Below are 24,553 nucleotides of genomic sequence, written 5' to 3' on the forward strand. Positions count from 1 at the left end.
TCTGAAACTTGTTTTTAATAGAAGCCTAAGCCTGATGGGGAAGGGTAACAAAGAAAGCGTTTTTTTGCCAATATTGTTGGAAATTATCTTGCAGGCAAAAATTAATGAAAAAATATTAAACTATACAATCCTTTATTTTTAACAATTACCCTGTCAAAATCTGATAAAGCATTTAACAAAGCAATGCAAAATCACCTAACAAAGCATTGATAGTATATATAAACAAAGGATTAAAATAAACTATTAAACAAAAAAGTATTATCTGTCGAAACTTTAGTTCCGACGGTGACTTTAGGGAAATTTTTGAAGTTCGTCTAACAAGGCTAGCTGTCCGCTCCTTCACTATATCCCCTCTCTCCAACAGTATGATTATACTAAAAACTTCTCCAAATACTTTGACAACACAATTCTAAATCTGAAATTTAGGGGACGCCCAGTTGGGACGCTCAGTCGGAGACGCCTAGTCTTGGACAACAATTCACAACGGGCCATCCGCATAACAACTATTGACATGCAGTAAACTTACTAGCAGGTAGTTTCGGAGTCTGGAAAGGTACCAAATACGAAATCAGGACCGGAAAAAGTTACCAATATAGTAGGAACCTTTTTGAAAGGGGGACAGCGATAGTTTCCAAGGAGCAGCCACAAAAACGAAACCGAAAAAGGTTACCATTATGGTGGGAACCTTTTTGGAAGAGGGCAGTGATGGTTTCCGAGTACCAGCCACTCGCAGACCACCAGAAAAGGTAGCCAATATGGTGGGAACCTATTTGACCAATGACAGGAGTAGTTTCCAGATAGTTAGATAAAACAGAACCCAAAAAGGTGACCAATATCGTGGGAACCTTTTTGAAAGATTGTAAGAAGGCTGTTCAATATTTTTAAAGAGTTGAATCTTGAAAAAGATTAACAATGACCAAAATAAAGGCACATTTTGTTTAGAATGAAAAAAATAACGATTTTTACATTATTATTACATGCCTAAACTAAATTGGCCCAACAACATAATTATTAGGGAGATGAGAAAGAGAATTTTATTTTTAACACTGGGTATTAGCATTGCCTTATTTTCGGCGTTTACCTCTCCGGCTGACGATCTGGAAGCCCTTTTTGCGAAAATTAATGAAGACGTTTTAAGTCGGGGACGTGCCTACGAAACTCTGGGAGAAGCCACCTCTACAATCGGCCATCGACTAACAGGCAGCCCGAATGGAAAAAAGGCAGAAGACTTTGCTTACAAACTATTAAAAGAATATGGCTATACCGATGTAAAATATATGCCTTTCGAAGTAGAATCATGGGCAAGAGATACGGTAAGCTTAGCAATTGTACCTAAGGGAAGCGATAATTTTCGCGATGTAGAGGTAGTGGCTTTGGCGCATTCTCCGGTATCGTCACATATTAAAGGCCCTATTGTTGATTGTGGCGATGGGATAGAAGCTGATTTTGAGAAAGTAAAAGATGAAGTAAAAGGCAAAATAGCATTATTCAATATCAATCTTCAATCACCGGAAAATAAGGGTAAGAAAAACTTGCACCGCTCTGAAAAAACAGCTTTGGCTATTAAGTATGGTGCGGCCGGAGTAATTATTGCTAATGCAGTGGAGGGAGGGGTACTATTGACCGGAACAGCTTCGGTTACGGGAGCTTTAATTCCTATTCCTGCCGTATGTGTATCGGTAGAGAGCGGGAAGTCAATCCGCAAGTGGATGAACGAAGAAAAGAATATCTGGGCCGTGATTGATATGCAGAATTTCAGCCGACCTATCAGAGCCAGAAATGTGATTGCTACGCTACCGGGTAGTTCCAGAAAACATGCCAACGATAAAATTGTGATTGGTGGTCATTTGGATTCCTGGGATTTGGCTACCGGGGCGATGGATAATGGTATTGGCTCTTTTACGGTATTAGATGTGGCCCGGGTTTTTCAGGCTTTAAAATTAAAACCAAAACGCACGATAGAGTTTGTGATGTTTATGGGTGAAGAACAAGGCTTGTTAGGCTCTAAAGCTCTGGTGAAAAAATATAAAGATGAGGGTAAACTAGATCAGGTTCAATTAATGATGAATCTAGATATGGTAAACAATGCCAAAGGATTTAATGCGATGGGCCGCCCTGAATTACGTTCGTTCTTTGATGAAATCGGTAAAAAAATCAAAAATATTGATTCGACCTTTACCAATACTAATCCTAATTCGGCAGGCCTGCATTCAGACCATCAGCCATTTATGATACAAGGTGTTCCGGTATGTTCACCATCAGGCAGCTTCCCTATAAAAGCTTATAATTGCTATCATGCCAACTGCGACCGTTTTGATTTGATAGACAAAAAGCAAATCAACAATAATGTACGCTTTACTGCCATGATGCTCTACGCTTTAGCCAATGCAGATGCGCTACCAGTAAAGAAAATGAACGATAATGATACGAGAGAGTTTTTGATCAAACAAAACCTCAAAAATGAGTTGATTATCGGTAAAGACTGGCGTTGGGAACAATAAGATCTTGATAGTAGAGTAGAATCCCTCACTTAGTGAGGGATTCTTTTATTTATAGATAGTGGGTTAAATTGTCTTTTTAAAAGCTATTCTACATATAAGTAGACAAGTATATTTTTTTTCAAGACGGGAAAAGTAACCGAATCCTCAGGGATTCATGCTGGCTATCAATATAAAATTGGACGAAAATTCGTTTGAACTTATTTTAACATCAATTTTCTACAAAAGGAAAATATAAGGCAGATGTTAATCATACTTTTTGCAAAGGAATAAATACGAATAGACGAAATATTGTAGTTTTGTAAAATACTGATTGGAAGTTTTAACTTAGTAGAACAAATAGAATATTATATGTTATCAAAAACCTTTGGTGCTGCTGTGTATGGGGTAAATGCCACCTTGATAACAGTTGAAGTAAGTGTCATGCAAGGCTTGGGTATGGCGATTGTAGGGCTACCAGACGGAGCTGTGAAAGAAAGTCAACAAAGAATTGATGCTGCTCTTAAATATTGTAATTACCAGATTTCCCGACAAAAGACTGTTATTAATTTAGCTCCGGCTGATATTCGTAAAGAGGGCTCGGCCTATGATTTGCCAATGGCTATTGGCATACTGACAGCCGGAGACCATATCAAGCCTGCTAAAAATTTAGAAGAATATGTGATTTTGGGTGAGTTGGCGCTAGATGGTATGCTTCGACCTATCAAAGGAGTTTTACCTATTGCCATAGAAGCCCGTCGTACTAAGTTGAAAGGTTTTATTCTTCCAGTTGAAAATGCGCTTGAAGCTTCTATAGTAAATAATTTAGACGTGATAGGGGTAGAGAGTTTAACAGAAGCTATTGATTTTCTGACGGGAGCAAAAGCAATAGAACCATTAGTTACTGATACCAGAGATATTTTTTATAGTGCCATTAATGATTATGAAGCTGATTTCTCGCACGTTCAAGGCCAAGAGAATATCAAGCGAGCGATGGAAATCGCAGCAGCGGGCGGCCATAATGTAATCATGATTGGTCCGCCGGGTGCAGGTAAAACCATGCTTGCCAAGCGTATACCATCCATATTACCGCCTTTGACCTTACATGAAGCTCTGGAAACGACCAAAATTCATTCGGTGGCAGGAAAATTGGGAGTAAAAGCATCTTTGATTGCCCGTCGACCTTTCCGGGCTCCCCACCATACCATTTCTGATGCAGCTCTGGTAGGGGGAGGCGGTTTCCCTCAGCCTGGCGAAATCTCATTAGCACACAATGGCGTTTTGTTTTTAGACGAATTACCTGAATTTAAACGAACAGTATTAGAGGTAATGCGCCAGCCTTTAGAAGAAAGAAAGGTGGTCATTTCCCGCACAAAACAAGCGGTTGAATTTCCGGCCAATTTCATGTTGATAGCTAGCATGAATCCTTGCCCTTGCGGCTACTATAATCATCCGGAGAAAGAATGTACCTGTCCACCCGGCACCGTTGGCAAATACCTTAATAAAATTTCAGGTCCTTTATTAGATCGAATAGACTTGCATGTAGAGGTTACGCCCGTAAGTTTTGACCAGATATCTTCTACCCGAAAAAATGAATCTTCTTCAACTATAAGAGAAAGGGTAGTAAAAGCTCGTGAACTCCAGACAAAACGTTTTGAAAATTTTCCGGATATTCATTGCAATGCCATGATGCCACCTGAAATGGTAAAAGAAATCTGTGATATTGGGGAAGCAGGCAAAGCCTTATTGAAAAAGGCGATGGAACGTCTGGGCTTATCCGCCAGAGCTTATGACAGGATATTGAAAGTATCACGTACCATAGCCGATTTGGCAGATTCGGAAGAAATTCGCATTGAACATCTGGCAGAGGCCATCCAATTCAGAAGTCTGGATAGAGAGAATTGGGCAGGGTAAAAACCTGTGCTATCATTGGATATTTTTATTTATTACTTGTTACTCGTTACATTTGATATTATGATTGGCCGTTTTTAAGATTTTATGCCCTGCAGATGAAGAATTCGGGAAAAATGCTGTTAGGAAAATGGAATCAAATTATCGAAATGCCAAATAAGGTAAACACAAGTAATCAAGTTTAAGTATGGAATCAGATTTATGATAATTTAATGGTATGTTTAAAGGGTGTGAAGCCTGTTACATACACAGTTGGTGCATCCATTGCAGGTAATGCGCCTCGCAACTGGATATTTTTATGTTCGACTCTGCCCGATGAAAAATTTAGTGTATCGTTTCCAACAGAATAAGAACCATTCTGACCTGAGAAAAGAAAGGCTTTAGGAGTGGTAAGATGATTAGTGACTCCTGTGAATGTCCCACCCGGCCTGAAAATCAATTCGAGTGAAACGGGAACGCCTTCAGTTCCCGCCATATTGATTTCTATTTCTAAACCATTATTGGTTTCCTGAATCTTTATGCTCGTATCAAGTTCCTGGATTTCGCTTTGCTTCCTGAGCGTTCTTGGCATTTTTTCCCAATCACCATCGGCAGAGATTTTGTCTTTATCGAGCGGTTGATAATAAGGCCCATCCAGATGACTTCTTAATACCCAGGCATTCCCTTCTTTTTCTATTTTTTCAGACTGGAATTGTCCTTTACCAAAGAAAGATGCCGCTACCCTCATGGCCTGCAAGACTGCATTGCCTTTATGAAAAGTGAGCCAACCGGGATTATTTGATAAAATTGTAGAATCCCAGTTGCCCCTTCTGATTCTAACTACACCTGAATACGGAAAGGCTTTCGCATAACTGGTTGGCAAAGGTCTATCGGCAGGTAGTTCTTTCCATAAAGAAAGATCTTCTAAAAAGTAATCGAGATAACCAGCCAATTCATTTTTTGTGCTTGTTTTTTCAATTTGTCGGCACATGGCGGCCATTTCGCCGTTGTTTTTTTGAATAGCCATGAAGCGGTAGCAATAGTAGTACTTAGACATATTGCCTATAGTACCTTTATCCTGACGGTTAGAGGCCTCGGTAACTACTTCACCGTTCGGATGAACATAGTAAAGCGTCATCTCCAGGTTTTTCAGGACAGCATCTAATAATTCAGGTTTATTGAGACCTTTCGCCATAATTATTAGCGAACGATTGACGATAGGGGAATAAGTATTGGTACTTTTTTCGGTGTATTGTCCGTCCGGATCAAGGTCTATATGCTCGGCTAACCATTGATTAATTCGATCAGTATAACGTTTGTCGGGAAATAGCTCATTTAATTTGGTTAGCGCCGCCGACACTACCCATCGGTGATTAGGAGTATGAATACCCCCTGTAATTAGCGCTTCACCTGCATTTTTTAAGAAATTCTGCAGTAGCTCCAATGCTTTCTCTGAACCTTTTGTCTGAGATTGCTTAAGAAATTTATAGGCCGGGACTATATTTTCTAGTACAAAGGCAGTATCGGGTGTTGAATGGAAGTTAGTAGCCAATAGGTCAATAGTACCATCTGCATGCTGGAATTTGAGCATGGCATTAGCGGCATCTTCCACGTCACGCAATACTTTTCTTGATTGATAATAGGCTGATTCAGGACAGGAAATCAACATACAGGCTTTCATCACAAAACTACTGGTTGAATGCGGATTCGGTATTTCTACACCATCCATATATCCTCCGAAATACTTGCTTTTAACATCGGTTACTTTAATCAATTTAAAATTCGAGATTTGTTGGTCATGTATCTTTATCCATTCCAATAGCCAAGCTGGTTTGGTCTCAAATTTTGCAGGGAGAGTATTAATTGTAAAAAAGGATACTGAACAAACCGAAAGAAAACCTGTATGTACAAATGTCCGTCTATTCATGAGGGGTAGTTTTTAAGAGGATTGTTAATGGTAGTGAAGCTTGTATGGGAGACTGAAGTACTTTTTGATTAGTTTTCCCAATGCAAGCTCACTCCCGTTTTTCAACTGTTGGCAGAGTTGAGAATAGGTTATACATTAACGTGTAATATTTAAGAATTCATTGATACTTCACATTATAATTTGAGATACCAGGGGTACAAATAAAGTATATTTTCGGAATAATTAACTATTAATCAAAGAAAACATAGTTGTATCAGTGAAAGCAAGATAAATGGAATAACCTAAGTAGGAATATTTAAGTAAATACTTTGATCAATGCTTTAAAAGATAAAACTTAAAGTTAGTGCTTTAGTCTTATACAAAAAGTAAGATGTAGTGCACAAACGAAAAAGGTCTCATAATCAATAGACTATGAGACCTTTCAATTATACCTTCGAGGTATTAGACTAGTAAATTATAATAACAGTCGTCAGGCTTCGTCTTTAGTGGTACGTATCAGATTGATACCTGAAAGGAAAAAGATAAAGCCAATAATACCATAAATAATCAGAGACTTGATATTCTTAGCACCGCCTGAGGTATTAACAAATATCATAGCTGAATAAATAAGACCAACTATACCTAACACAGTAAGTATAGCTCCAAAGGTTCTTTTAAGGTTCATAAATGTAAATTTTAAGTATTATGTGGAATAAATAAGCTGTAATTAAACGCTTATTGTCAATACGCTTAACTTACCTTAAAGCCTAAAAAACTATGCCACCCTCTCGTATATACTTACACATTATTTACTGAACTAATTTCTCTTTTCACAATATTTATTTATCTACAAGACTTTCTTCCATGTTTCACCATCCCATTCCCATGTATCGTTCTCATCAATAGGCCAGCTTATTCTGCCACCAAACAGCACCACTTTATCGCGTTTTTTGTCATATACCATATACCCCATTGCTCGTTTCATAGGAGCCATTGTTGATAATTTATGCCATTTCACGCCATCCCATCCCCAGGTATCGTTTACTCTTTTGCCGTTTGACATACCTCCTGAAAATATCATCATTCCTCGTTTGCTATCGTAGCAATAACCTGCCGCTATTCTTTCCCCGGGATTTTCGCCCTCAGGTTTGATATTTACCCAACTACTGCCATCAAATTCCCAGATACCATCGTTCATACCTCCGTATAAGACAGTCTTGCCTCGTTTTTCATCATAAATCATAGCAAAGTTACTTCTGCCTTGTGGAGAAATACCCTCAAATTTTTTCCAGGTTTTCCCATCCCATTCGTAGGTTGCATTATTGAACAAATCCCGGTCTGCCATTCCCCCAAATAAAACAAATTTGTCTCTTTTACTATCATATACAAAACCGGGTTCTGTAGCTTTCATTTCAGGCAATTCATTGATTGTTATCCATTGCCCTTTTTCGAAAACCCGAAGATCAGCCAATGAATTATTGTTAGCAAAACCACCAAATGAATAGATTTTTTGTTGTCTGGTATTATAAGCCATTTTCATACCGCTACGTTCATCGCCTATATTTCCTACCTTTTTCCAGGCTTTGCCATTGTATGACCACACATCGTTAAAGAACGGAATAGTCTTGCCACCGTCAATGGGTGAGCTTCCCCCAAAAAGCATGACAGTATTACTTTTCTCATCATAAACTAACTCATGATGTGCCCGCTTGGCAGGGATGTTTTTTGATACATAGCCGGGCCGTAGTTCGTCAATTACCGAGGCATCAATCCAATAGATATTATTATCGGCATTTCTGGAACTACCCCAGAACAGATATTTACCATCAGGCGAAAGCCCGGCAAACCGTTCGTAAGCTTCGGTATTTATTTTTGTACCCATATTAATCGCTTCTGTCCATTGACCATTTTGATTGAAACAGATAAACAAATCAGTTCCACCTAAGCTACCAGGCCTGTCTGACTCAAATATGATAAAGTCCTCTTTGTGAGAAATTAAGGGGCCATCTTCATAATTCTCAGTATTCAGATTTGCTGTAACTAACTTTTCGGAGGGAGTATTAACCGAAACAGCCATTATATCAAGCATCTTGGCTCCGGCTTTTCTATATGAATAATACAAATGCCCGGAAGAGGTAATAGAATGTGCATAAGCTGCACCATTGCAAACAGATGGGTCTAAGGGAACTGGTTTGCCCCAACCATCTTTCGTTTTTTCTACTTTCCATATCCACATATCTTCCAGTTTTGGAAAACCGTCCGGTAGTGGTCGGCGTGAAGAAAAATAGAGTATTTTACCATCAGGCGAAAATCTGGGGTAGACATCATCAGAGTTTTCTGATGAAAATGATGGGCGCGCAGGCTTTGTCCATTTCCCATTGACTTTTCTGGATTCCAATATATACATGGGGCTATCTAACAAGCACCAGAGTACCACATCATTTTCTTTCGAAATAGCCGGGGCACTATGTTCTAGGGCATCAGCACTTACAATTCCTTTAGCAAAAACCTGTGCTTCGTTGCCCGGAGCAGGTAAACCGAAATAGGGTGTAGGTTTGGACAGGGCTATTCCTAAACCTAAGGTCAGAGTTAGAAATATTGTAATTTTTAGCTTTTTCATAGTAAAGTCTTTTATTACAAAAATATCCTATCCCGAATTGATATATGTACCCCAATTAGTGGGATTTTATCCCGACACTGTTAAAGTATAAGATAGTAGTTAAGTGAAACGAACAGATTAAGAATCTATATGTCAAAATGAGGGTATGATTGATTCAATCATACCCTCATTTTGCCTGAAAAAGCCATTCAGGAGCATCTTTAATAGTTTGCCGCAAGTGTAAATTCAATTGTGCTACATGGTGTTGCAGATGCCGTATATTATAGAGAATTATTTCATGAACTGAATAATTCATAGAACCTGATAAATTGATCCACCGGGATTTTAACTGTTGTTCTGTCAGATGCTCTATAAGATTTTTGCCTTTCTCTCTGCAAAAATATAAATAGTTAAGCAGCTCGGTTTTTATATAAGTTTTTTCAGGCATTCTATCCTCAAATTCTGATTCGGTAAATGGTTGAGGCGGGATAAAATCCTTTGGCTCCATGGTTAGATAATAGTCCAGAAAAAACAAGGCATGAAAAGCCTGATACCAGAATTTCAGATCTGTATCCCATTCTTCTTCAGGGCAAAGTACAATTGAATCTTCAAGCATATCTATGCTTGCTCCCATCTGGTTCCAGAGGCTTTGCTTAACTATATCTAACATAATGAAAGCTTACTTTTCATATTTCAGAACCCTACTTGCCCAAGGAATGAAATGTTGCATATTCGGCCAATCGGTATGGCCGCCATCATGCTGGCGCCAGGCCAGCTGTCCGGTTAACATATCTGTATTATAAGGGGGCATTTTTTCTGTCAGATAATCATTAGAAACGCCTATGTCTTTAACGCCTAATAATTTGAATACCGCGCCTGCCGCTACTGTCGCCATGTAGCTCCCTTGTTGGTCGAGCCATTTAGCATCGCCTTTTTCGGGGAGACCATAGCTGATAAAAGTCGGTCTTGGCGCGCAAAGAGCAATAAGTTCATGCGAATCGACAGGTAAATCGCAACCCGTTTTTTTGCCGAAGTCTGCTTCTTCTGCTCCATATTTCATATAGTTGCCACCCATCCAGTAATGGAATCCACCACTTAGGTTTTCAACCCCCTCACCAAATACTCTCCTATGTAGGGCAGCTCCTCCTTTACCCGATGAACCAATCAGACTTATAGCAAAACGTGGTTCGAAAGCCATAGTAACCAAAGCTGCTTTGCCATAACGGGATACACCCTCAATACCTACTCGTTTGGCATCAACCAATGGGTCGGTCTCCAGATAATCAAGGGCACGTGCTGCTCCCCAGGCCCAAGCCCTTAAGGCACCCCAGTCTTCGGGTTTTCTAGGCTGACCTTTATTTACTAAGCCGATAATTCCTCTGGTTAAACCTGCTCCATTATCGGCCTGAATGCTTGATGGGTCAATGGTTACATATCCCCAACCTGCGGCAAGCAATTGTTCAGTTGAAGGAGATTCTCCATTAGTAGCCGGTGCAAAGAAATTCGGGCCGGGTAATCGGGTGACAGGTGTATAGGCAGGATACTGGTCGAATATGGCTTTCAAAGATGGGTCATGCTTAATCATCATCTCTTTGAATGAGGCATTAAGCTTTTCCATGTGTTCAGGACTCGGTTGTGCAGGTGCAGGAAATGAGGGCCTGCCAAACATCATCAATACCGGAACCGGGCCTTTTACATTGGTAGGCACAACCAGCATCATATTAATATCAACATTGATTAAGGGAAACTCACTGTTATCGACATGACCTATCAATTGCTTGGCCACGGCTGGCGTTCTACCCACAACCTCCTTATCCGTGATTTTAACTGTCCAGGTTACCTTAGGTATATTTTTCGGAAGTCTGCCATACAATTCTCTTTCTATATCTTCTACTAACTCCGGGCGGCGTTTATTCCACCAGTCATCGGCATTGCTTACTTTTTTGCCGTTTTTAAGTACCAGAACATCGGGTAAAGTAGGGCAGGGGTTTGCCTTTGATTCATCATAGTTGGCATGATTCGGGTCAGATTCATTTCCACTATAGCCCGGCCTCATGCGTTTGATGCCTAATTGCTGCATCATATTATCACGCATCTGCTGGTCGGTAAAAGTTACCAAAGGTGGTGAGCCGTCTTTTGAAGAAGCCGTATTTTGTGCCACCGCACTTGCAGATGCGAGTAGCAACGAAAAAAGAACTTTTTTCATCGTTGAATTAAATAATTAAGGTTGATTGGTTTTCTGAAATCGTAAGGTGTGTGAATATAAAGAAAAATCATAGCACTAATATTTAAATCTAAGTTCAATAGTAGAAACTTCAAAGAAATTTAGATAAATCTTGATAATGAGGCGTTTAGGAGTGCTTGTTAGTAGACCTCAATAACACTCCGAAACTACCTGCTGGTAAGTATAGCCAATTGCTCTTTTAAACAGGCTTCCGGTGTTGCTTTCGTTCAAAAAGGTTCCTACCGTATTGGTAACCTTTTCCGGCTCTGTTTTAGTAATCGCTGTTTTGATAACTTGCTGATATATAGACAATTGCTCTTTCAAACAGGCTTCTGGTACTGTCTTCTTTCAAAAAGGTTCCCACCAATTGGTAACCTTTTCAGGTCCCGTTTTTAGTAGTCGCTGTTTTGATAACTTACTGATATATAGCCAATTGCTATTTTAAACAGGCTTCCGATGTTGTTTTCTTTCAAAAAGGTTCCCACCATATTGGTAACCTTTTCTGGCTTCTTTTTAGTGGTTGCTATTTTGGCAACCTGTTGGGAAGTATAGCCAATTGCTCTTTTAAATAGGCTTCCGTCTCCTTTTATATTTGGCATAATAATAGTGTTTATGTGAATTGTAATGCAATACTCGGCGTCTGGCCGGGCGTTCCCTAAATTTCCGGTTTTGGATGGTACTTTCAAAGGGTTTGAGGAGATTTTTGATATAATCAAACTGTTGGGGAATGATTGAGTTGTCTTGTCCTGACAAAGGAATAATCTTAAACATATCAGCAATAAAAAAGGGAAGCAACTGCTTCCCTTTGAATATAAACGTATTATCTTATTCCTGTCCATCCCCAACATAAAACTGTATGAGTTTCTGTTGATAACGTAACTGAATACCTGCCCGTGCTACATTGATTTTAGCTGAGGCCAATGCACTCTGGGCCACAAATAAATCTACCAAAGGGGCTAAGCCATTCTGGAAGCGACCCTCCTGTAATTCAAACGCTGCCTGTGCGGCAGATAGCTGTGCCTGGGCGGTAGTAAATTGTTGTTGAGCAGTTTCGTAGTCGGTCAGGGCCTGGTTTATTTCGGCGCGTATCTGGTCTTGTTTGTCGGTTATATCCAATTCACGATTGGCTTCTTCAATCCGGTTTTTAGCCAGCGCAGTTTTGGTTTGGTTACGGTCAAATATATTCCAGACCAGGTTTAAACCTGCATACACGTTAATCTGATTCCCCAATTGTCTGACAATGTTTCGCTGCTCAATGGTTTTCAATACATCGTTTCCATTGATATTCTGCTGAAACAAATGTCTTCCGGCAGTAGTAAATCCTCCTGACGCTACTAATTGAGGTTTTAAGGCAGACTGGATAATCGGGGCTCTAAGCGCAATGGCTTCTCGTTGTTGTTTCAATGTCAACAAATCATAACGTTTGGTATAAGCCGAAGCCACTAAATCCTGACCTGAATAATTAGTTAACCCTTCTTCGGGTAACTCCTGAAAATCATAATCTCCTGCCGGGAGGTTTAAACGACGAATTAGGAAAATCTTGTGGTTTTGCAAAGCGTTTTTCGCTGCTATTACCTGTTGCCCATCCAGTCGCGTTTGCGCTTGTTGCTGAAATAGTTCATTGGATAGTCTCAAACCTGCTTTTACCAGGCCCGTTAAAATTGTATCACGCTCTTGCGATAGGTGCCAGTTCTGGGTAGTAATTTCAATCAGTCTTCTGTCTAATGATAACTGTAAAAAAGCCAGACTCAAGTCATTCACTACTTGTTGACGGGTGAACCTTAACTGAGAATTGGCGGCTTCTCCTATTTTTTCAGAAACCTGTACCTGCGATTTACGGGCACCTCCATCAGCTAGCACATAATTACTATTGGCCTGAAAGCTCAGACCTGTAAATGTACTGGCTACCAATGAGGGAGTTGCCACAGTCAATAAGTTACTTCCTGATTGAAAGTTGAAACCTCCGTTAAAAGTAGCATTGGGCAGAAACATATTCTTGCTGCCGTATACATCCCACTTAGCCGACTCAATAGTATTCTGTGCTTTGCGGATACCTACATTCTGCTGTATAGCCATTTGCAGGGTTTCCTGAAAATTGAGTACTTTGGTTTGTGCCGAAAGGTTTAACCCATAGCACAGCGTACTTAAAAATAATAGTATTTTTTTCATTATTTCGTTACCGGTTTGTTTGCCACTTTTACAAGTGAACTATCAATCAATGAATTACCGACGTTGAGTGCTACAACGTCTCCTTCATTCAGACCTGAGTAGACTCTGTATTGTAGTCCGTCGCCTGCGCCAATCTTAATTGGTCGGTAATACACACGATTGTCTTTGATGATAGGGGCAAAATATTTATCTCCTTTTACTACTAATGCCTGAGCCGGAATGCTGATAAATTCCTGTGCCGGTAAGTGAATCAATACTTTCAGGAAGCTACCAGCTAAAATTTGATTATTCGCATTGTTGTACTCAATTTCTGCCAGCATCATACGGGTACGGGCATCGAGTTCACCTGTCATACGCGTAATTTTGGCATGCAGTGTATCTGCTGAACCCGGTACCAACATATCCACAGGTGTTCCCGGACGAACTGTTCCGGCATCAGCCTGTTCAATAAAGATAGTAATCCTTAAACGATTTACCTGAGAGATAGTAGCTACAGGCAAAGCACTGCTTTGCGAAGAAGTGGCAGCCTGTAATAAAGCACCTACATCAGCATAACGCGCCGATACATTTCCGGCAAAAGGTGCTTTGATAGTGGTATAAGACAATTTCTCTTTTTGTGCGTCTACTCTTGCCTTGGCCATTTCTACATCTGCACGGGCTTTATCTGCTTCCTGGTCGGTTACATATTTTTTAGCCAATAATGATTCTACTCTTTGCAAATAGCTTTGTTTTTGTTTCAAGTCGGCCTCTAGCGCCAGTTTCTCCTGCTCTAAATCCGGCGACTCGATGATGGCAATAGTTTGGCCCGCCTTTACATCTTGTCCTTTGTCTACGTACAGTTTTTGTAGATAGCCACTTATTTTGGCATACAGCGTTACTGATTGGTAAGGACGCGCTTCGGCAGAAAGCATGAGGGTTCTGCCTGATTTTTGCTGACTGATGGTAGTAGTGCTCACCGTTATTCCTTCAGATTTGGCAGTAGCAGGAGGCTCAGCAGAACCACCGGTGCAGCTTATCACAAAAATCCCGACGACTACCAAGACGATAGCTAATAATCCGATTCGGCGAAGATTTTGTTGATTTTTCATAATATTTAATTGTTTTTTAAATGTCAGTTATATTTTAGGTTTTGTTTTAGGCCACTACATGGGTGTTTTCTTCCTGGTCTTCCAATAAGCTTACTTTCGCTTTTGCCTTACCTTTATACAGACCTGCATACACAACAGGCACCACAAAAAGGGTAAAGAGGGTAGCGATAATCAGGCCACCGATTACGGCACGGGCCAGGGGAGCATTCTGTTCAGAACCTTCTCCCATACCAATTGCCATTGGAATCATACCTAGTACCATTGCAAGGGCTGTCATCAGGATAGGGCGAAGACGGGTTTTTCCGGCTTCAATGACTGCTTTCAGCACTGAATAACCTTCTGAACGCAAGTCGTTAGCATAACTCACCATCAGGGTCGCATTGGATGCAGCAATACCCACGGCCATAATAGAACCCATCAATGATACTACGTTGATAGTTGTACCTGTGGCCCATAGAAAAAGAATAATCCCTGTTAATGCTCCCGGAATAGCCACTAATACAATCAATGGGTCTTTTAACGATTGGAATAATACCACCATGAGTACATAAACCAGCAAGATAGCCAATACCAGCCCCTGTGCCATATTCGTGAATGACTCATTCATTACCTGCCCTTGTCCACGAACGGTAATGGCAAAGCCTTTTGGTAAAGTACCCATATTCTTCACAATACGCTCAATATCTGCAGAAACCGAACCTAAATCTCTGCCCTCTACATTGGCCGAAACATTCAATACACGCTGGATATTCTCGTGGTTAATCTGGCTCGGCATTACCGTTGGTTTTATGTCTGATACATTGCGCACGGTCTGTGCAATTTGTCGGGGTACATCTGTAGGTTGTAAGGTCGAGTTGCTATTCAAAGCACTGGCAGCGGCATTAGTAGTTAATGGCAGATTCATCAAATCGCTCACTGACTGAATCTTAGCCATAGGTGATTTTACTATCACCGTATAGTTGACATTATTAGCAGGATTCAGGAAGTAAGATGGTGCAAACAAACCACTGGATGAGAGGTTAACCAATAAGTTACTGGCAACGTCTCTCTGGCTTAGTCCTACTTGTGCAGCTCTGATACGGTCAACATCTATTTTTAGGGTAGGATAATCTAATACCTGTTTAATGGTAACGTCTTTCAATCCGGCTACTTTTTTGAGTGAATCTCTTAATACTTTCGCCATTTCATAACCTTTGTTATAATCATTTACCTCTACCTGCAAATCAATAGGAGAACTCAAACCGAAGTTCAATACCTGACCCACCATATCGGCAGTCTGGAAGTAAGACTGCGTTCCCGGGAAATCGCTGTCTAATATTTCACGTATTTTATTACGATATATCTCCGTAGGTTTATGGCCTTTCTTCAACGAAATCATGATTTCGGCATCCATCCCATTCACATTATCCGACTGCACATAGGCCAGGTTAAAGAAAATTGGTACACCGATATTGGCACTGATAGTTCCTAATTCTTCCGGTGGTACTATTTTCTTTACGGCTTCTTCAATGCGCTCAACATATCTTTCGGTTTCTTCAATACGAGTGCCAAATGGTGCTCTGAAATGCAGTTTCATGAAACCTGTATCAGTAGTAGGGAAGAAGTCGGTACCAACATGTGGCGTAACAAGAACTACAGTTAGTACTACAATTACCAATGAACCAATCAATACAAGCCCTTTTTGTTTCAGGGTTTTGCGCAAACGACTACCATAGGCATCCTGCATACGCTCAAACCGACGGTCTCTCCAACGGTCAAATCTGGTAGCATGGGCATCATGTGAACCTGCTGAAAGCATCAGACGAGAGAGCAAAGGAACTAATGTTCTTGACAATACATAAGAGGTAAGCATAGCTACTACTACTGAAAGCGCCATCGGAACGAACAAATAACCAGCAGGCCCGGTAATAAATAATACCGGAATAAACACAATACAGATAGATAGTGTAGCAACTAAGGCGGGAGTAGCAATATCCATAGCCCCATCTATAATAGCCCGCACTAGTGATTTACCCATACTCAGGTGTCGGTGGATACTTTCAATCGCCACCGTGGCATCATCGACCAACATACCTACCGCCAATGATAAACCACCAAGGGTCATGATATTCAAAGAGTTTCCTGTCAGGTCTAATACAATAATAGCTGTGAGAATAGCTAATGGGATAGAAGTTACTACGATGAATACGTTTCTCCAGTTACCCAGAAAGCCGAAAATCATGATACCCACCAGGAAGATAGCTAAGCCCATTTCGTGCAATACGTTATCAATGGCAGCGCTTACAAAGATACTCTGGTCGAAATCTGTTGTTATTTCTAATCCCTCCGGTGCTGCTTCCTTGATTTTTGGAATCATGTTTTTAGATGCTTCTACAATCGTAAGGGTAGATGCACTCGATTTACGGAGGATTGACAAGTAACTGGCATGCTTACCATTGATACGTACGATATTGGTTGGGTCAGCAAAGGAGTCTGATATTTTACCGATGTCTTCTATCTTAATTGTCTGCCCGTTAATAACTTTTACTGGTATATCATAAAACTGGTCAATGGTGCTTGGACTGGCATTCAGGGCGATATTATACTCGGTTTGTCCCATTCTGGCAGTACCTGCCGGAAGAATAACGTTTGAACTCTGCAAGGCAGAAATAACGTCAGCCGCCGAAAGCCCTTTGGCAGTTAATTGCGCAGGGTCAATATCTATATTAATCTGGCGTTGTTTACCACCATATACCCCCGGTGTTTGTAAGCCTGGAATAGTGAATAAACGCAACCGTAAAAAGTTATTGGTGTAGTCAGCTACAGCATCTTCTCCCATGGTTTCGCTCGAAATAATCATGTGCAATACAGGTAAATTCGAGGCATTATAAGGGAGCAATACCGGAGGTTGCATACCCGGAGGCATCTGACGTAAGGCCGTAGACGATACCGCAGAAATCTGGGCTAAGGCTTGCCCCAAATCAGTACCGGGTTGAAAATAGACACGTAACAAACCCACACCCGGAATAGAGCTTGATTCGATACGTGATACCCCCTGTACCTGCGAGGAAATACCCCGCTCGTTGTTAATTACAACACGGCGCTCCATATCCTGAGCCGAAAGGCCCGGATAGGCCCATACAATATTTACAACAGGTATATCAATTTTGGGAAAAATATCCGTCTGCATCGAACGGGTTGCCATAACACCTCCGAGCATCATCAAAAAAGCCATGACTGCAATGGTATAGGGGCGATTGAGTGCTAATCGAACAATCCACATAAGAATGATTTAGGTTTTGGTATAAAAATTACATAGCTGCTTTGCTCATCATCGAGGGCATCATATCCCACACAGCTAAGTTTTCCTGTAAATGTTTTTCCGAAGAAGTACCCGGAATCGGAATAATATTGGGTGACTTTTCGAGCAACCAAAGCAATGACAATTGCGGTAAAGTGATTCCCATATCGGATGCTTTTGTCTGATACTTCGGGGCTTTATCGGAATCAATCATAGCAGTAGGGCAGTACGCTATGAAAGCGATATTTTCGTTAGCACAGGTCTGGGCAAATTTCAGATGTGTCTGATTGGCAATGCTCAGGGAGTTTTGCACCGAAGCAATCTTTGTAATACTTTGCGCCATTCGCAACTGGTCTAATTTGATATTAGACAAACCTATCTCCCGAATTTTTCCTTGCTTTTTCAAGGTAGCAAGCATCCAAACCGATTCTTCAATAGGCACTTCGGGGTCAACGTGGTCTAGCTGATACAAATCAATCGTTTCAAGATTCAGCCTTCGCAGGCTGGCTTCAACCGTTGTTTTCAGGTAGCCGGGTTTACCACTGGCAAATATCTTTCCGGGAGCATATTTAACCGAGCCACCTTTAGTGCCTACTATTACTTCTTTCTTGAAAGGCTCAATAGCTTCGGCTAAAATCAGTTCTGAGCAACCCGGACCGTAGGCATCGGCAGTATCAAAAAAATTGACTCCCAACTCGTAGGCTTTCCTTATCACCTTAATGACCGCTTGCCGGTCGGCAGGTTCTCCCCACGAGCCTGCACCTGTAGTTGCCCGCATAGTACCTAGACCAATCCGGTTGACTGCTAAAGTGTCTCCAATAATAAATTGCTTGTTGAGAAACTCCATGTAGATTTTATTGGTAAAATATTCTACAAAGTTCTATTTGGCAAGCCGGAAAATCACGGTAAGTTTTGCAGGAAGAATGGTAAAAATCGAAGATGCAGGGATTGAATAGGGGTAAATTATAGGATTATGCTAAGATTAATTATGAAAAGGCGTGTATAGTGATTTTTTAAATCGCTTTTTTAATAGGCTAGAATAGAATATACTTTTGCCCAATCAGGGAGATTGATAAAAGTCTGCTGAATTTTAACGATTTGAAAAATCGTTAAAGATATTTAAAACAACAAAACGCTTTTATAAGCCTGCAAAACCTTAAAATCAATTTTATCAGCATGGGTTTTCTGAATGATATAATCAAAATCTTTTGGCGTATTAGCCACAAAACGGGGAAGCATATCCAGATGTCCGTCAATAGGTTTTGTAAAATCATCCCAATGCAGAGGTATTATTAGTTTAGATTGTAGCTTACCTATAGTTTGTTTATAGTATTGGTTTTGCCAGGCAGGCTCTTTTGTGCCGATAGTGCCAATACCTAAGAAACAAACTTCAGCTCTGATAGAATCTAAAGCACCCTCAATAAAATTCGGGCTAGGTTTGATATATACCTGATGCCCGTTATATTTTACCAAAAAATCAAACGTGCCACCTTCTGGGTAGTCTTTCATTTTGGCAGGCTGGCGTTTAGGTTCTTTAATTACCAAACCTGAATCTTTTACAGAACCCGGTGCTGAATGTATAGAAGGAATGATCTGCACAGTAAATTTCCCTAATTGGATTTCTTCATAAGGTATGGTTAAATGCAATTGAGCCTCTTTCAATCCTCCACCACGACCAATATTCAAGCTGGATTCAGAACCATATAAAATAGCATTCATTTTTTTAGTAGTATAAGCTACATCAAAGGCATGGTCATAATGCGAGTGTGTAGGGAAAATACCTTTTACTCTATCCATTTTATATTGACGTATCAATTGGTCAATTGCTACGGTATCACTAGAAAGTTCTGTAGTCATTAGTTTCAGAAAGGGTGGCCTTGTAAAAAAGCCATCAATCAGCAACTGCGTTTCGCCATCATTAAATAAGAGTGTAGAAACGCCAAAAAATGTAACTTTTACTTTACCATTAATGGGCGAGGAAGTATCATCGACGTAGTATTTTGCATATTTTTCTATATCTCCTGAGGGCGAGATCATGTAGAATACGCCTCCTAAAACAGCAGCTACTAAAACTACTAATACAAGTAATATTTTCTTTTTCATTGTGTCTGGATAAGTTTAAGCAAATATAATTAAACCTGTAGAAGAATCAATGCCTCCTTATGCCGTTTGTGTACGGTATTCTCTGGGAAGGGTTCCGGTAGATTTCTTGAAGAATTTCGTAAAGTTGGTTGGTTCATCGAATCGCAGGCGATACGCGATTTCAGTCACCGAAAGCTCGGTAGTATGTAATAAAGATTTGGCCTCAAAAATCAATCGTTCATGAATTAATTGCTTGGCAGATTTTCCTAATTCTTTTCTTAATGTATTGCTCAAATGGTTAGGATGTACGTTCAATTGCTCAGCAAATTCGTTTACTGTAAATACTTTGCCAGTTCGCCCTTTCGATAATAGCAAAAAATGCTCTTCCAGCAAGCGCTCAAAGGCCCGACTTAGCCTGGCATTTTTGGCGTGTTCGGTAGTTGTATGCGTATGAGCTTCGTAGGTTTCCTGGGCTTTAAGGAAATAAATATGCAATAGGTGGCGCATGATTTCCCAGCGACAGGCAGAGGAACTATTTACCTCTTTAAGCATCAATTCAAATAAATCTTTAAAGGGTTGTTGCTCGTCAGCAGATAAATCAAACACGGCTCTGCCCTCTAACTGAAACATTGGTAGCTCTCGAATCGTATGTAGACTTTCAGGAGTAGAGGCGAAGAAGCTGTCATTAAAGAAACAGATATAACCAGTGAGGTCTTCAAGGCGATGGTATTGGTGCAAATGCCAGGGACTCAGAAAATAGAGTGTACCTGCCTGCATCATGAAATCAGAAATACCTACTTTAAACGCCAGTTTTCCGCTGGTAACCAGGGCAAAGATGTAACAATCACTCCGATACACAGGGCTAATGGCAGGTCGTGTCCGCATAGCCTCTTCAAATCTGTATAGCTGAAAATCGGGCGAATGCGGGTCTGGTAAGCCTAATGCCTGCATCAGTTTTGTGATGCCAATAAAAACCTCAAAATCAGGCGTTTTCACAAACGAATCTTTAATGGGTTCAAAAGTACAAATAGAAACTATATCAGGTGTTAAAAATTGCTTAAATTCATCCTTGAAAATTCTGATTTGCTCATGGTATTTTACCGTTTGTCCTAAATGCAGTATTTTTTTTGCCAAGTATCTTGCATTGCATAGTACCTTTTATTAACTTTGTATTGTTAATTTAAGTGGAAATGCTTTAAACGATATAGATCACATGGATTTAGAAAACGCCCAAGTGCAGATGCGGAAAGGGATATTGGAGTACTGCATCTTACACATAATTTCGAGGGGCGAAATTTATGCCTCCGAAATTCTAGACGAACTTATCAATGCCAGAATCATGGTGGTTGAAGGTACGCTCTACCCACTCCTGACACGCCTTAAAAATTCAGGTCTTTTAGATTACAAATGGGTAGAATCAACTTCAGGCCCGCCGAGAAAATACTATGTGTTAACCGACACAGGACAATTGTTTTTGGATAATCTTAATAGTACATGGAATGAGCTTTCGGATTCGGTAACAACGATTATCAGTAAGAAAACCAAATAACCTACCAACACAGAAGACTTACCTTTCATTTATTTAGCCACTACGGCATTTACGTGTGGTATTTACAGTTTAAGACAATGAAAAAGACAATACAAATTAATATAGCAGGCGTAGTTTTCAATATAGAGGAAGATGCCTACGATAAATTGAGCAACTACCTGCGTGCCATTCAGCAGTACTTCTCGTCGTATGAGGGGAGCCAGGAGATTGTTTCAGACATAGAAGCAAGGATTGCAGAGAAATTCTGGACAAAAGACAAATCAGATATTTCTTCGCAGGTAATTACCCTTGAAGGGGTAAACGACCTGATAAAATCAATGGGTAGTGTAGCCGATTTTGAAGCTTTTCAGGAAGAAGAAGATTTAAAATCAAGTGCACATACCAAAGCCGAAAGCAAAGGCTTTGCCGGAACAACAACTGAAGAAAAAACTACCTTAGGTGGCGAACAAGCGACTACATCAGCAGGACCAAAACGCCTGTATCGTGATGTAAAACGTAAAGCTTTAGGCGGTGTTTTAGCAGGTCTGGCGCATTATTTCAATATGGATGTGGTATGGATAAGAATTATCTTTTTACTCATTTTCTTAGGAGTACCACCGTTGATTGATGAGTTAGCTCCATTTTCTGGTTTTGTGTTCTTAGGATACTTTGTATGCTGGTTAGTGTTTCCACCCAGCACAACGCTTACAGAAGACGAAAAAATTAAGAAGTTTTATCGTGATAACGACAATAAGGTTGTAAGTGGTGTGGCCAGTGGTTTAGCAGCTTATTTCGGAGTAGATGTTACCGTAATCCGTTTACTATTCGTACTAAGTGTATTGCTCTTTGGTACTGGGGTTTTAGCCTATATCATTCTTTGGATTGTAGCACCTAAAGCACAGACATTAACTCAGAAAATGGAAATGAAAGGCGAGCCAGTGACCCTCTCTAACATTGAAACCAATATTAAAGAAGGCTTGAAAGTTGATAAAAGCGCACCTGAAAATGCCGTTACAAAAATCTTGTTATTCCCTTTCCGTTTAGTAGCAGTTGTTATCAAAGGAATTGGTGAAATCCTGAAAAACTTAGGGCCTGTGGTAAGAGTTTTAGTAGGTATTTTCCTGATGCTATTTGCCTTAGCTATGTTGGTAGCCGTAGTAGCTTCAATTGCCGCTTTCTTTGGGGTAGTAACAGGTTTTGAAGGATCAGACTTTTTCGAGCACAGTCCTTTCAGAATGTTTGCCGGGGATATTAACCCAATGATTGGCTTCTTTGCTTTCTTAGCTTCGTTTACGCCATTCTTAGCCCTATTGTTTGTAGGTTTAATATTGATGACCAACCGTCGTATCGGTACCCGTAATTTCTGGATTTCTTTATTAGGATTATGGTTAATAGGTTTGATGGGAACAGGTATTTTAGCAACCAAATATGCTTTGAATTTCCAGAAAAAAGGAAAGTTTGAAGTAACCAAAAATTTCCCTTTGCCTACCCGGACACTATTGTTGGATTCTGATAATAACCGCGATGATTTTGATGGATTTCAAGCCAGAGAGCGCGTAAGTGTTGAATTAGAGGGATACGACGGGAACGATTTAAAACTGGAGCAAAGATTTGAAGCTCAGGGTCGCACAAAAGCAGATGCAGAAAAAAATGCGAAAAGCGTATTGTACGATGTAAAACAAAAAGACTCTGTGCTGATTTTCGATCAGGAAATAAAGTTGGCAGATAATGCACGCTTCCGTGGTCAGGACTTGTATATGACACTATATATACCTTATGACAAACCGTTTAAGCTGACCAGAAGATTCTATTATGAAATATTTAATCGCTGGCACAATGATAACTACGATGTAAATAACGATGATGCGGATAAATACACCTTTGTAATGAAACGCGATTCGGGTATGATTTGCAGAGATTGTCCTAAACTGAGCCAGGAGGAAAGAGAAGCGCTAAGAAATAGAGGTGATCACTATGACGAAGACGGTAACTCTTTTGATATGGAAGTATTCGAAGGTAAAGGACAGTTTGAGAAGAAATTTGATGAAAGAAACTTCAGCAAAATAGATGTAGGTGGTGCCTTTATCGTAACCGTTCGTCAGGGAGAGTCATTCAATGTCTCAGCTGATTCAGATAGTCAGGATAATATCGATGATCTGGATATAGACGTAAAAGGCGAAACCCTTGAGATTGAATACAGAGATAAGTTCTCATTCAGCCGTCGTAATGAAAGAACCAGAATCATTATTACTATGCCTAAGCTCGAAGGTCTGGATTTGTCAGGTGCTTCAACGGTGAAAGTGATAGGCTTTAAAGATAAAAATCAGGATATCGATATTAGCCTGACAGGTGCAGTAAAAGCAGCTATAGATGTAGACGCCCGCAATGTAAACTTAGATGCTACCGGAGCTGCCAATGCCGAATTCCGTGGCTCGGCTGATAGAATGGAGATTGATGCAACAGGTGCCTGCCACATTGATGCCAGAAAGATGGAGATTAATGATGTAAAAGCCGAGGCAACCGGTGCAAGCCATGTAGAACTGGGGAGAGTGAAAAATCTGAACTCATCAAATACCAGCGGCGCTAGTAAGATTACGAGAGAGTAGTAGGATTGCTCCTCCAACGAAAAAGAGATTGTCTTTCAGGCAGTCTCTTTTTTGTTTATATAATAAGGTACACGAGAAAATTTCTTCCATTAGCCCATTTAATCAATTTGGTCGCAAAAATCCCTCCTTTTATTGACGAATGCGATGAAATTCACTTTTATCTTGTAATTTCGTTTGAAGTTTCCATCAGGAGCCTATTACTTTTGCGACAATTAAGTTCTCACTTGTTTGAGAATGGTTCTTTTAAGTTTAAATGGCCCTTTACCTAAGCCTTTATAAACAAAAGCCACATGAAAAAAGTTATCCATGTATTGCTTATTGATGATGACCCTGAGGATCATTTATTCTTTGAAATGGCTGTATCTGACATAGAATTGTCTATTGAATGCCATTTTGCGGATAATGGAATTAAAGGGCTTACCATGCTGAGTAATGATGCGTTTAAACCTGATTTTATTTTTCTTGATGTCAATATGCTCAAAATGAATGGGATGGAATGCCTCGCAAAAATCAAGGAAATAAAGCGGCTGAATGAAGTACCGGTTTATATGTATTCCACCTCTGCTGACAAGTTATTAGCAGAAAAGTGTTTAAAATCTGGTGCCACAGGATTAATAAAAAAAGAAACAGATATTTCCGATATCCGCAACAAACTTCTTGGTATTTTTACAACTCAAACTTCACCCGATTGACCTATAATCATT

Annotated in this window: 19 protein-coding genes; 6 read left to right on the top strand and 13 right to left on the bottom strand. The window is 40.2% G+C overall.

Annotated features, from left to right (window positions below):
* Positions 1 to 674: 674 nt before the first annotated feature.
* From D0T08_RS28050 to D0T08_RS05640, 3 genes are all read left to right on the top strand, one after another.
* Positions 675 to 809 (top strand): hypothetical protein, encoded by a 135-nt coding sequence (locus D0T08_RS28050; protein ID WP_255413508.1) that lies wholly within the window; start codon positions 675 to 677, stop codon positions 807 to 809.
* 210 nt (positions 810 to 1,019) lie between these two features.
* Complete coding sequence (locus D0T08_RS05635; protein ID WP_116981630.1) at positions 1,020 to 2,501, top strand: M20/M25/M40 family metallo-hydrolase; 1,482 nt, start codon at positions 1,020 to 1,022, stop codon at positions 2,499 to 2,501.
* A 348-nt stretch (positions 2,502 to 2,849) separates the two neighbouring features.
* Complete coding sequence (locus D0T08_RS05640) at positions 2,850 to 4,391, top strand: YifB family Mg chelatase-like AAA ATPase (RefSeq protein WP_116981631.1); 1,542 nt, start codon at positions 2,850 to 2,852, stop codon at positions 4,389 to 4,391.
* A gap of 196 nt (positions 4,392 to 4,587) precedes the next feature.
* Here D0T08_RS05640 and D0T08_RS05645 read toward each other — a convergent pair whose 3' ends face one another.
* The 13 genes from D0T08_RS05645 to D0T08_RS05700 form a co-directional block, all read right to left on the bottom strand.
* A complete protein-coding gene (locus D0T08_RS05645) occupies positions 4,588 to 6,294 on the bottom strand; it encodes a hypothetical protein (protein WP_116981632.1) in 1,707 nt (568 codons plus the stop codon).
* 469 nt (positions 6,295 to 6,763) lie between these two features.
* A complete protein-coding gene (locus tag D0T08_RS05650) occupies positions 6,764 to 6,958 on the bottom strand; it encodes a hypothetical protein (RefSeq protein WP_116981633.1) in 195 nt (64 codons plus the stop codon).
* Between the two features lie 162 nt (positions 6,959 to 7,120).
* Positions 7,121 to 8,893, bottom strand: a complete 1,773-nt coding sequence (locus tag D0T08_RS05655; protein WP_116981634.1) for a PD40 domain-containing protein — start codon at positions 8,891 to 8,893, stop codon at positions 7,121 to 7,123.
* Positions 8,894 to 9,059: 166 nt separating this feature from the next.
* Positions 9,060 to 9,542, bottom strand: coding sequence for a DinB family protein (locus D0T08_RS05660; RefSeq protein WP_116981635.1), 483 nt, complete (start codon positions 9,540 to 9,542; stop codon positions 9,060 to 9,062).
* A 9-nt stretch (positions 9,543 to 9,551) separates the two neighbouring features.
* On the bottom strand, positions 9,552 to 11,078 hold the full coding sequence (locus tag D0T08_RS05665; protein ID WP_116981636.1) for an acetylxylan esterase: 1,527 nt from the start codon (positions 11,076 to 11,078) through the stop codon (positions 9,552 to 9,554).
* Between the two features lie 168 nt (positions 11,079 to 11,246).
* Entirely contained in the window at positions 11,247 to 11,420 is a 174-nt protein-coding gene (locus D0T08_RS27535) for a hypothetical protein (protein WP_158561205.1), read from the bottom strand.
* A 68-nt stretch (positions 11,421 to 11,488) separates the two neighbouring features.
* On the bottom strand, positions 11,489 to 11,695 hold the full coding sequence (locus D0T08_RS05670; protein WP_116981637.1) for a hypothetical protein: 207 nt from the start codon (positions 11,693 to 11,695) through the stop codon (positions 11,489 to 11,491).
* 226 nt (positions 11,696 to 11,921) lie between these two features.
* Positions 11,922 to 13,265, bottom strand: coding sequence for a TolC family protein (locus D0T08_RS05675; RefSeq protein WP_116981638.1), 1,344 nt, complete (start codon positions 13,263 to 13,265; stop codon positions 11,922 to 11,924).
* Positions 13,265 to 14,353 carry an efflux RND transporter periplasmic adaptor subunit gene (locus D0T08_RS05680; RefSeq protein WP_116981639.1) on the bottom strand — a complete coding sequence of 363 codons (1,089 nt, stop codon included), beginning with the start codon at positions 14,351 to 14,353 and terminating at the stop codon, positions 13,265 to 13,267. Before D0T08_RS05680 ends, D0T08_RS05675 begins: the two co-directional genes overlap by 1 nt.
* 46 nt (positions 14,354 to 14,399) lie before the next feature.
* A complete protein-coding gene (locus tag D0T08_RS05685) occupies positions 14,400 to 17,615 on the bottom strand; it encodes an efflux RND transporter permease subunit (RefSeq protein WP_116981640.1) in 3,216 nt (1,071 codons plus the stop codon).
* Positions 17,616 to 17,643: 28 nt separating this feature from the next.
* Positions 17,644 to 18,480, bottom strand: coding sequence for an aldo/keto reductase (locus D0T08_RS05690; RefSeq protein WP_116981641.1), 837 nt, complete (start codon positions 18,478 to 18,480; stop codon positions 17,644 to 17,646).
* Between the two features lie 272 nt (positions 18,481 to 18,752).
* A complete protein-coding gene (locus tag D0T08_RS05695; RefSeq protein WP_116981642.1) occupies positions 18,753 to 19,736 on the bottom strand; it encodes an MBL fold metallo-hydrolase in 984 nt (327 codons plus the stop codon).
* A 57-nt stretch (positions 19,737 to 19,793) separates the two neighbouring features.
* Positions 19,794 to 20,849 carry an AraC family transcriptional regulator gene (locus D0T08_RS05700; RefSeq protein WP_116981643.1) on the bottom strand — a complete coding sequence of 352 codons (1,056 nt, stop codon included), beginning with the start codon at positions 20,847 to 20,849 and terminating at the stop codon, positions 19,794 to 19,796.
* A gap of 79 nt (positions 20,850 to 20,928) precedes the next feature.
* Here D0T08_RS05700 and D0T08_RS05705 point away from each other — a divergent pair, with 79 nt between their 5' ends.
* The 3 genes from D0T08_RS05705 (at position 20,929) to D0T08_RS05715 (ending at position 24,541) form a co-directional block, all read left to right on the top strand.
* Complete coding sequence (locus D0T08_RS05705; RefSeq protein ID WP_116981644.1) at positions 20,929 to 21,264, top strand: PadR family transcriptional regulator; 336 nt, start codon at positions 20,929 to 20,931, stop codon at positions 21,262 to 21,264.
* Positions 21,265 to 21,341: 77 nt separating this feature from the next.
* Complete coding sequence (locus D0T08_RS05710; protein WP_116981645.1) at positions 21,342 to 23,849, top strand: PspC domain-containing protein; 2,508 nt, start codon at positions 21,342 to 21,344, stop codon at positions 23,847 to 23,849.
* 290 nt (positions 23,850 to 24,139) lie between these two features.
* Entirely contained in the window at positions 24,140 to 24,541 is a 402-nt protein-coding gene (locus D0T08_RS05715; RefSeq protein WP_116981646.1) for a response regulator, read from the top strand.
* Positions 24,542 to 24,553 lie beyond the last annotated feature (12 nt).

Source organism: Emticicia sp. C21, assembly GCF_003418935.1.
Classification (GTDB): Bacteria; Bacteroidota; Bacteroidia; order Cytophagales; family Spirosomataceae; genus Emticicia.

Excerpts from the sequence above, each read along its gene's own strand:
- D0T08_RS05645 (WP_116981632.1), bottom strand. The coding sequence starts at position 6,294 with ATGAATAGACGGACATTTGTACATACAGGTTTTCTTTCGGTTTGTTCA.
- D0T08_RS28050 (WP_255413508.1), top strand. The coding sequence starts at position 675 with ATGGTGGGAACCTTTTTGGAAGAGGGCAGTGATGGTTTCCGAGTACCA.
- D0T08_RS05715 (WP_116981646.1), top strand. The coding sequence starts at position 24,140 with ATGAAAAAAGTTATCCATGTATTGCTTATTGATGATGACCCTGAGGAT.
- D0T08_RS05670 (WP_116981637.1), bottom strand. The coding sequence starts at position 11,695 with ATGCCAAATATAAAAGGAGACGGAAGCCTATTTAAAAGAGCAATTGGC.
- D0T08_RS05655 (WP_116981634.1), bottom strand. The coding sequence starts at position 8,893 with ATGAAAAAGCTAAAAATTACAATATTTCTAACTCTGACCTTAGGTTTA.
- D0T08_RS05705 (WP_116981644.1), top strand. The coding sequence starts at position 20,929 with ATGGATTTAGAAAACGCCCAAGTGCAGATGCGGAAAGGGATATTGGAG.
- D0T08_RS05675 (WP_116981638.1), bottom strand. The coding sequence starts at position 13,265 with ATGAAAAAAATACTATTATTTTTAAGTACGCTGTGCTATGGGTTAAAC.
- D0T08_RS05650 (WP_116981633.1), bottom strand. The coding sequence starts at position 6,958 with ATGAACCTTAAAAGAACCTTTGGAGCTATACTTACTGTGTTAGGTATA.
- D0T08_RS05710 (WP_116981645.1), top strand. The coding sequence starts at position 21,342 with ATGAAAAAGACAATACAAATTAATATAGCAGGCGTAGTTTTCAATATA.
- D0T08_RS05690 (WP_116981641.1), bottom strand. The coding sequence starts at position 18,480 with ATGGAGTTTCTCAACAAGCAATTTATTATTGGAGACACTTTAGCAGTC.
- D0T08_RS05665 (WP_116981636.1), bottom strand. The coding sequence starts at position 11,078 with ATGAAAAAAGTTCTTTTTTCGTTGCTACTCGCATCTGCAAGTGCGGTG.
- D0T08_RS05685 (WP_116981640.1), bottom strand. The coding sequence starts at position 17,615 with ATGTGGATTGTTCGATTAGCACTCAATCGCCCCTATACCATTGCAGTC.
- D0T08_RS05660 (WP_116981635.1), bottom strand. The coding sequence starts at position 9,542 with ATGTTAGATATAGTTAAGCAAAGCCTCTGGAACCAGATGGGAGCAAGC.
- D0T08_RS05680 (WP_116981639.1), bottom strand. The coding sequence starts at position 14,353 with ATGAAAAATCAACAAAATCTTCGCCGAATCGGATTATTAGCTATCGTC.
- D0T08_RS05695 (WP_116981642.1), bottom strand. The coding sequence starts at position 19,736 with ATGAAAAAGAAAATATTACTTGTATTAGTAGTTTTAGTAGCTGCTGTT.
- D0T08_RS05640 (WP_116981631.1), top strand. The coding sequence starts at position 2,850 with ATGTTATCAAAAACCTTTGGTGCTGCTGTGTATGGGGTAAATGCCACC.
- D0T08_RS05635 (WP_116981630.1), top strand. The coding sequence starts at position 1,020 with ATGAGAAAGAGAATTTTATTTTTAACACTGGGTATTAGCATTGCCTTA.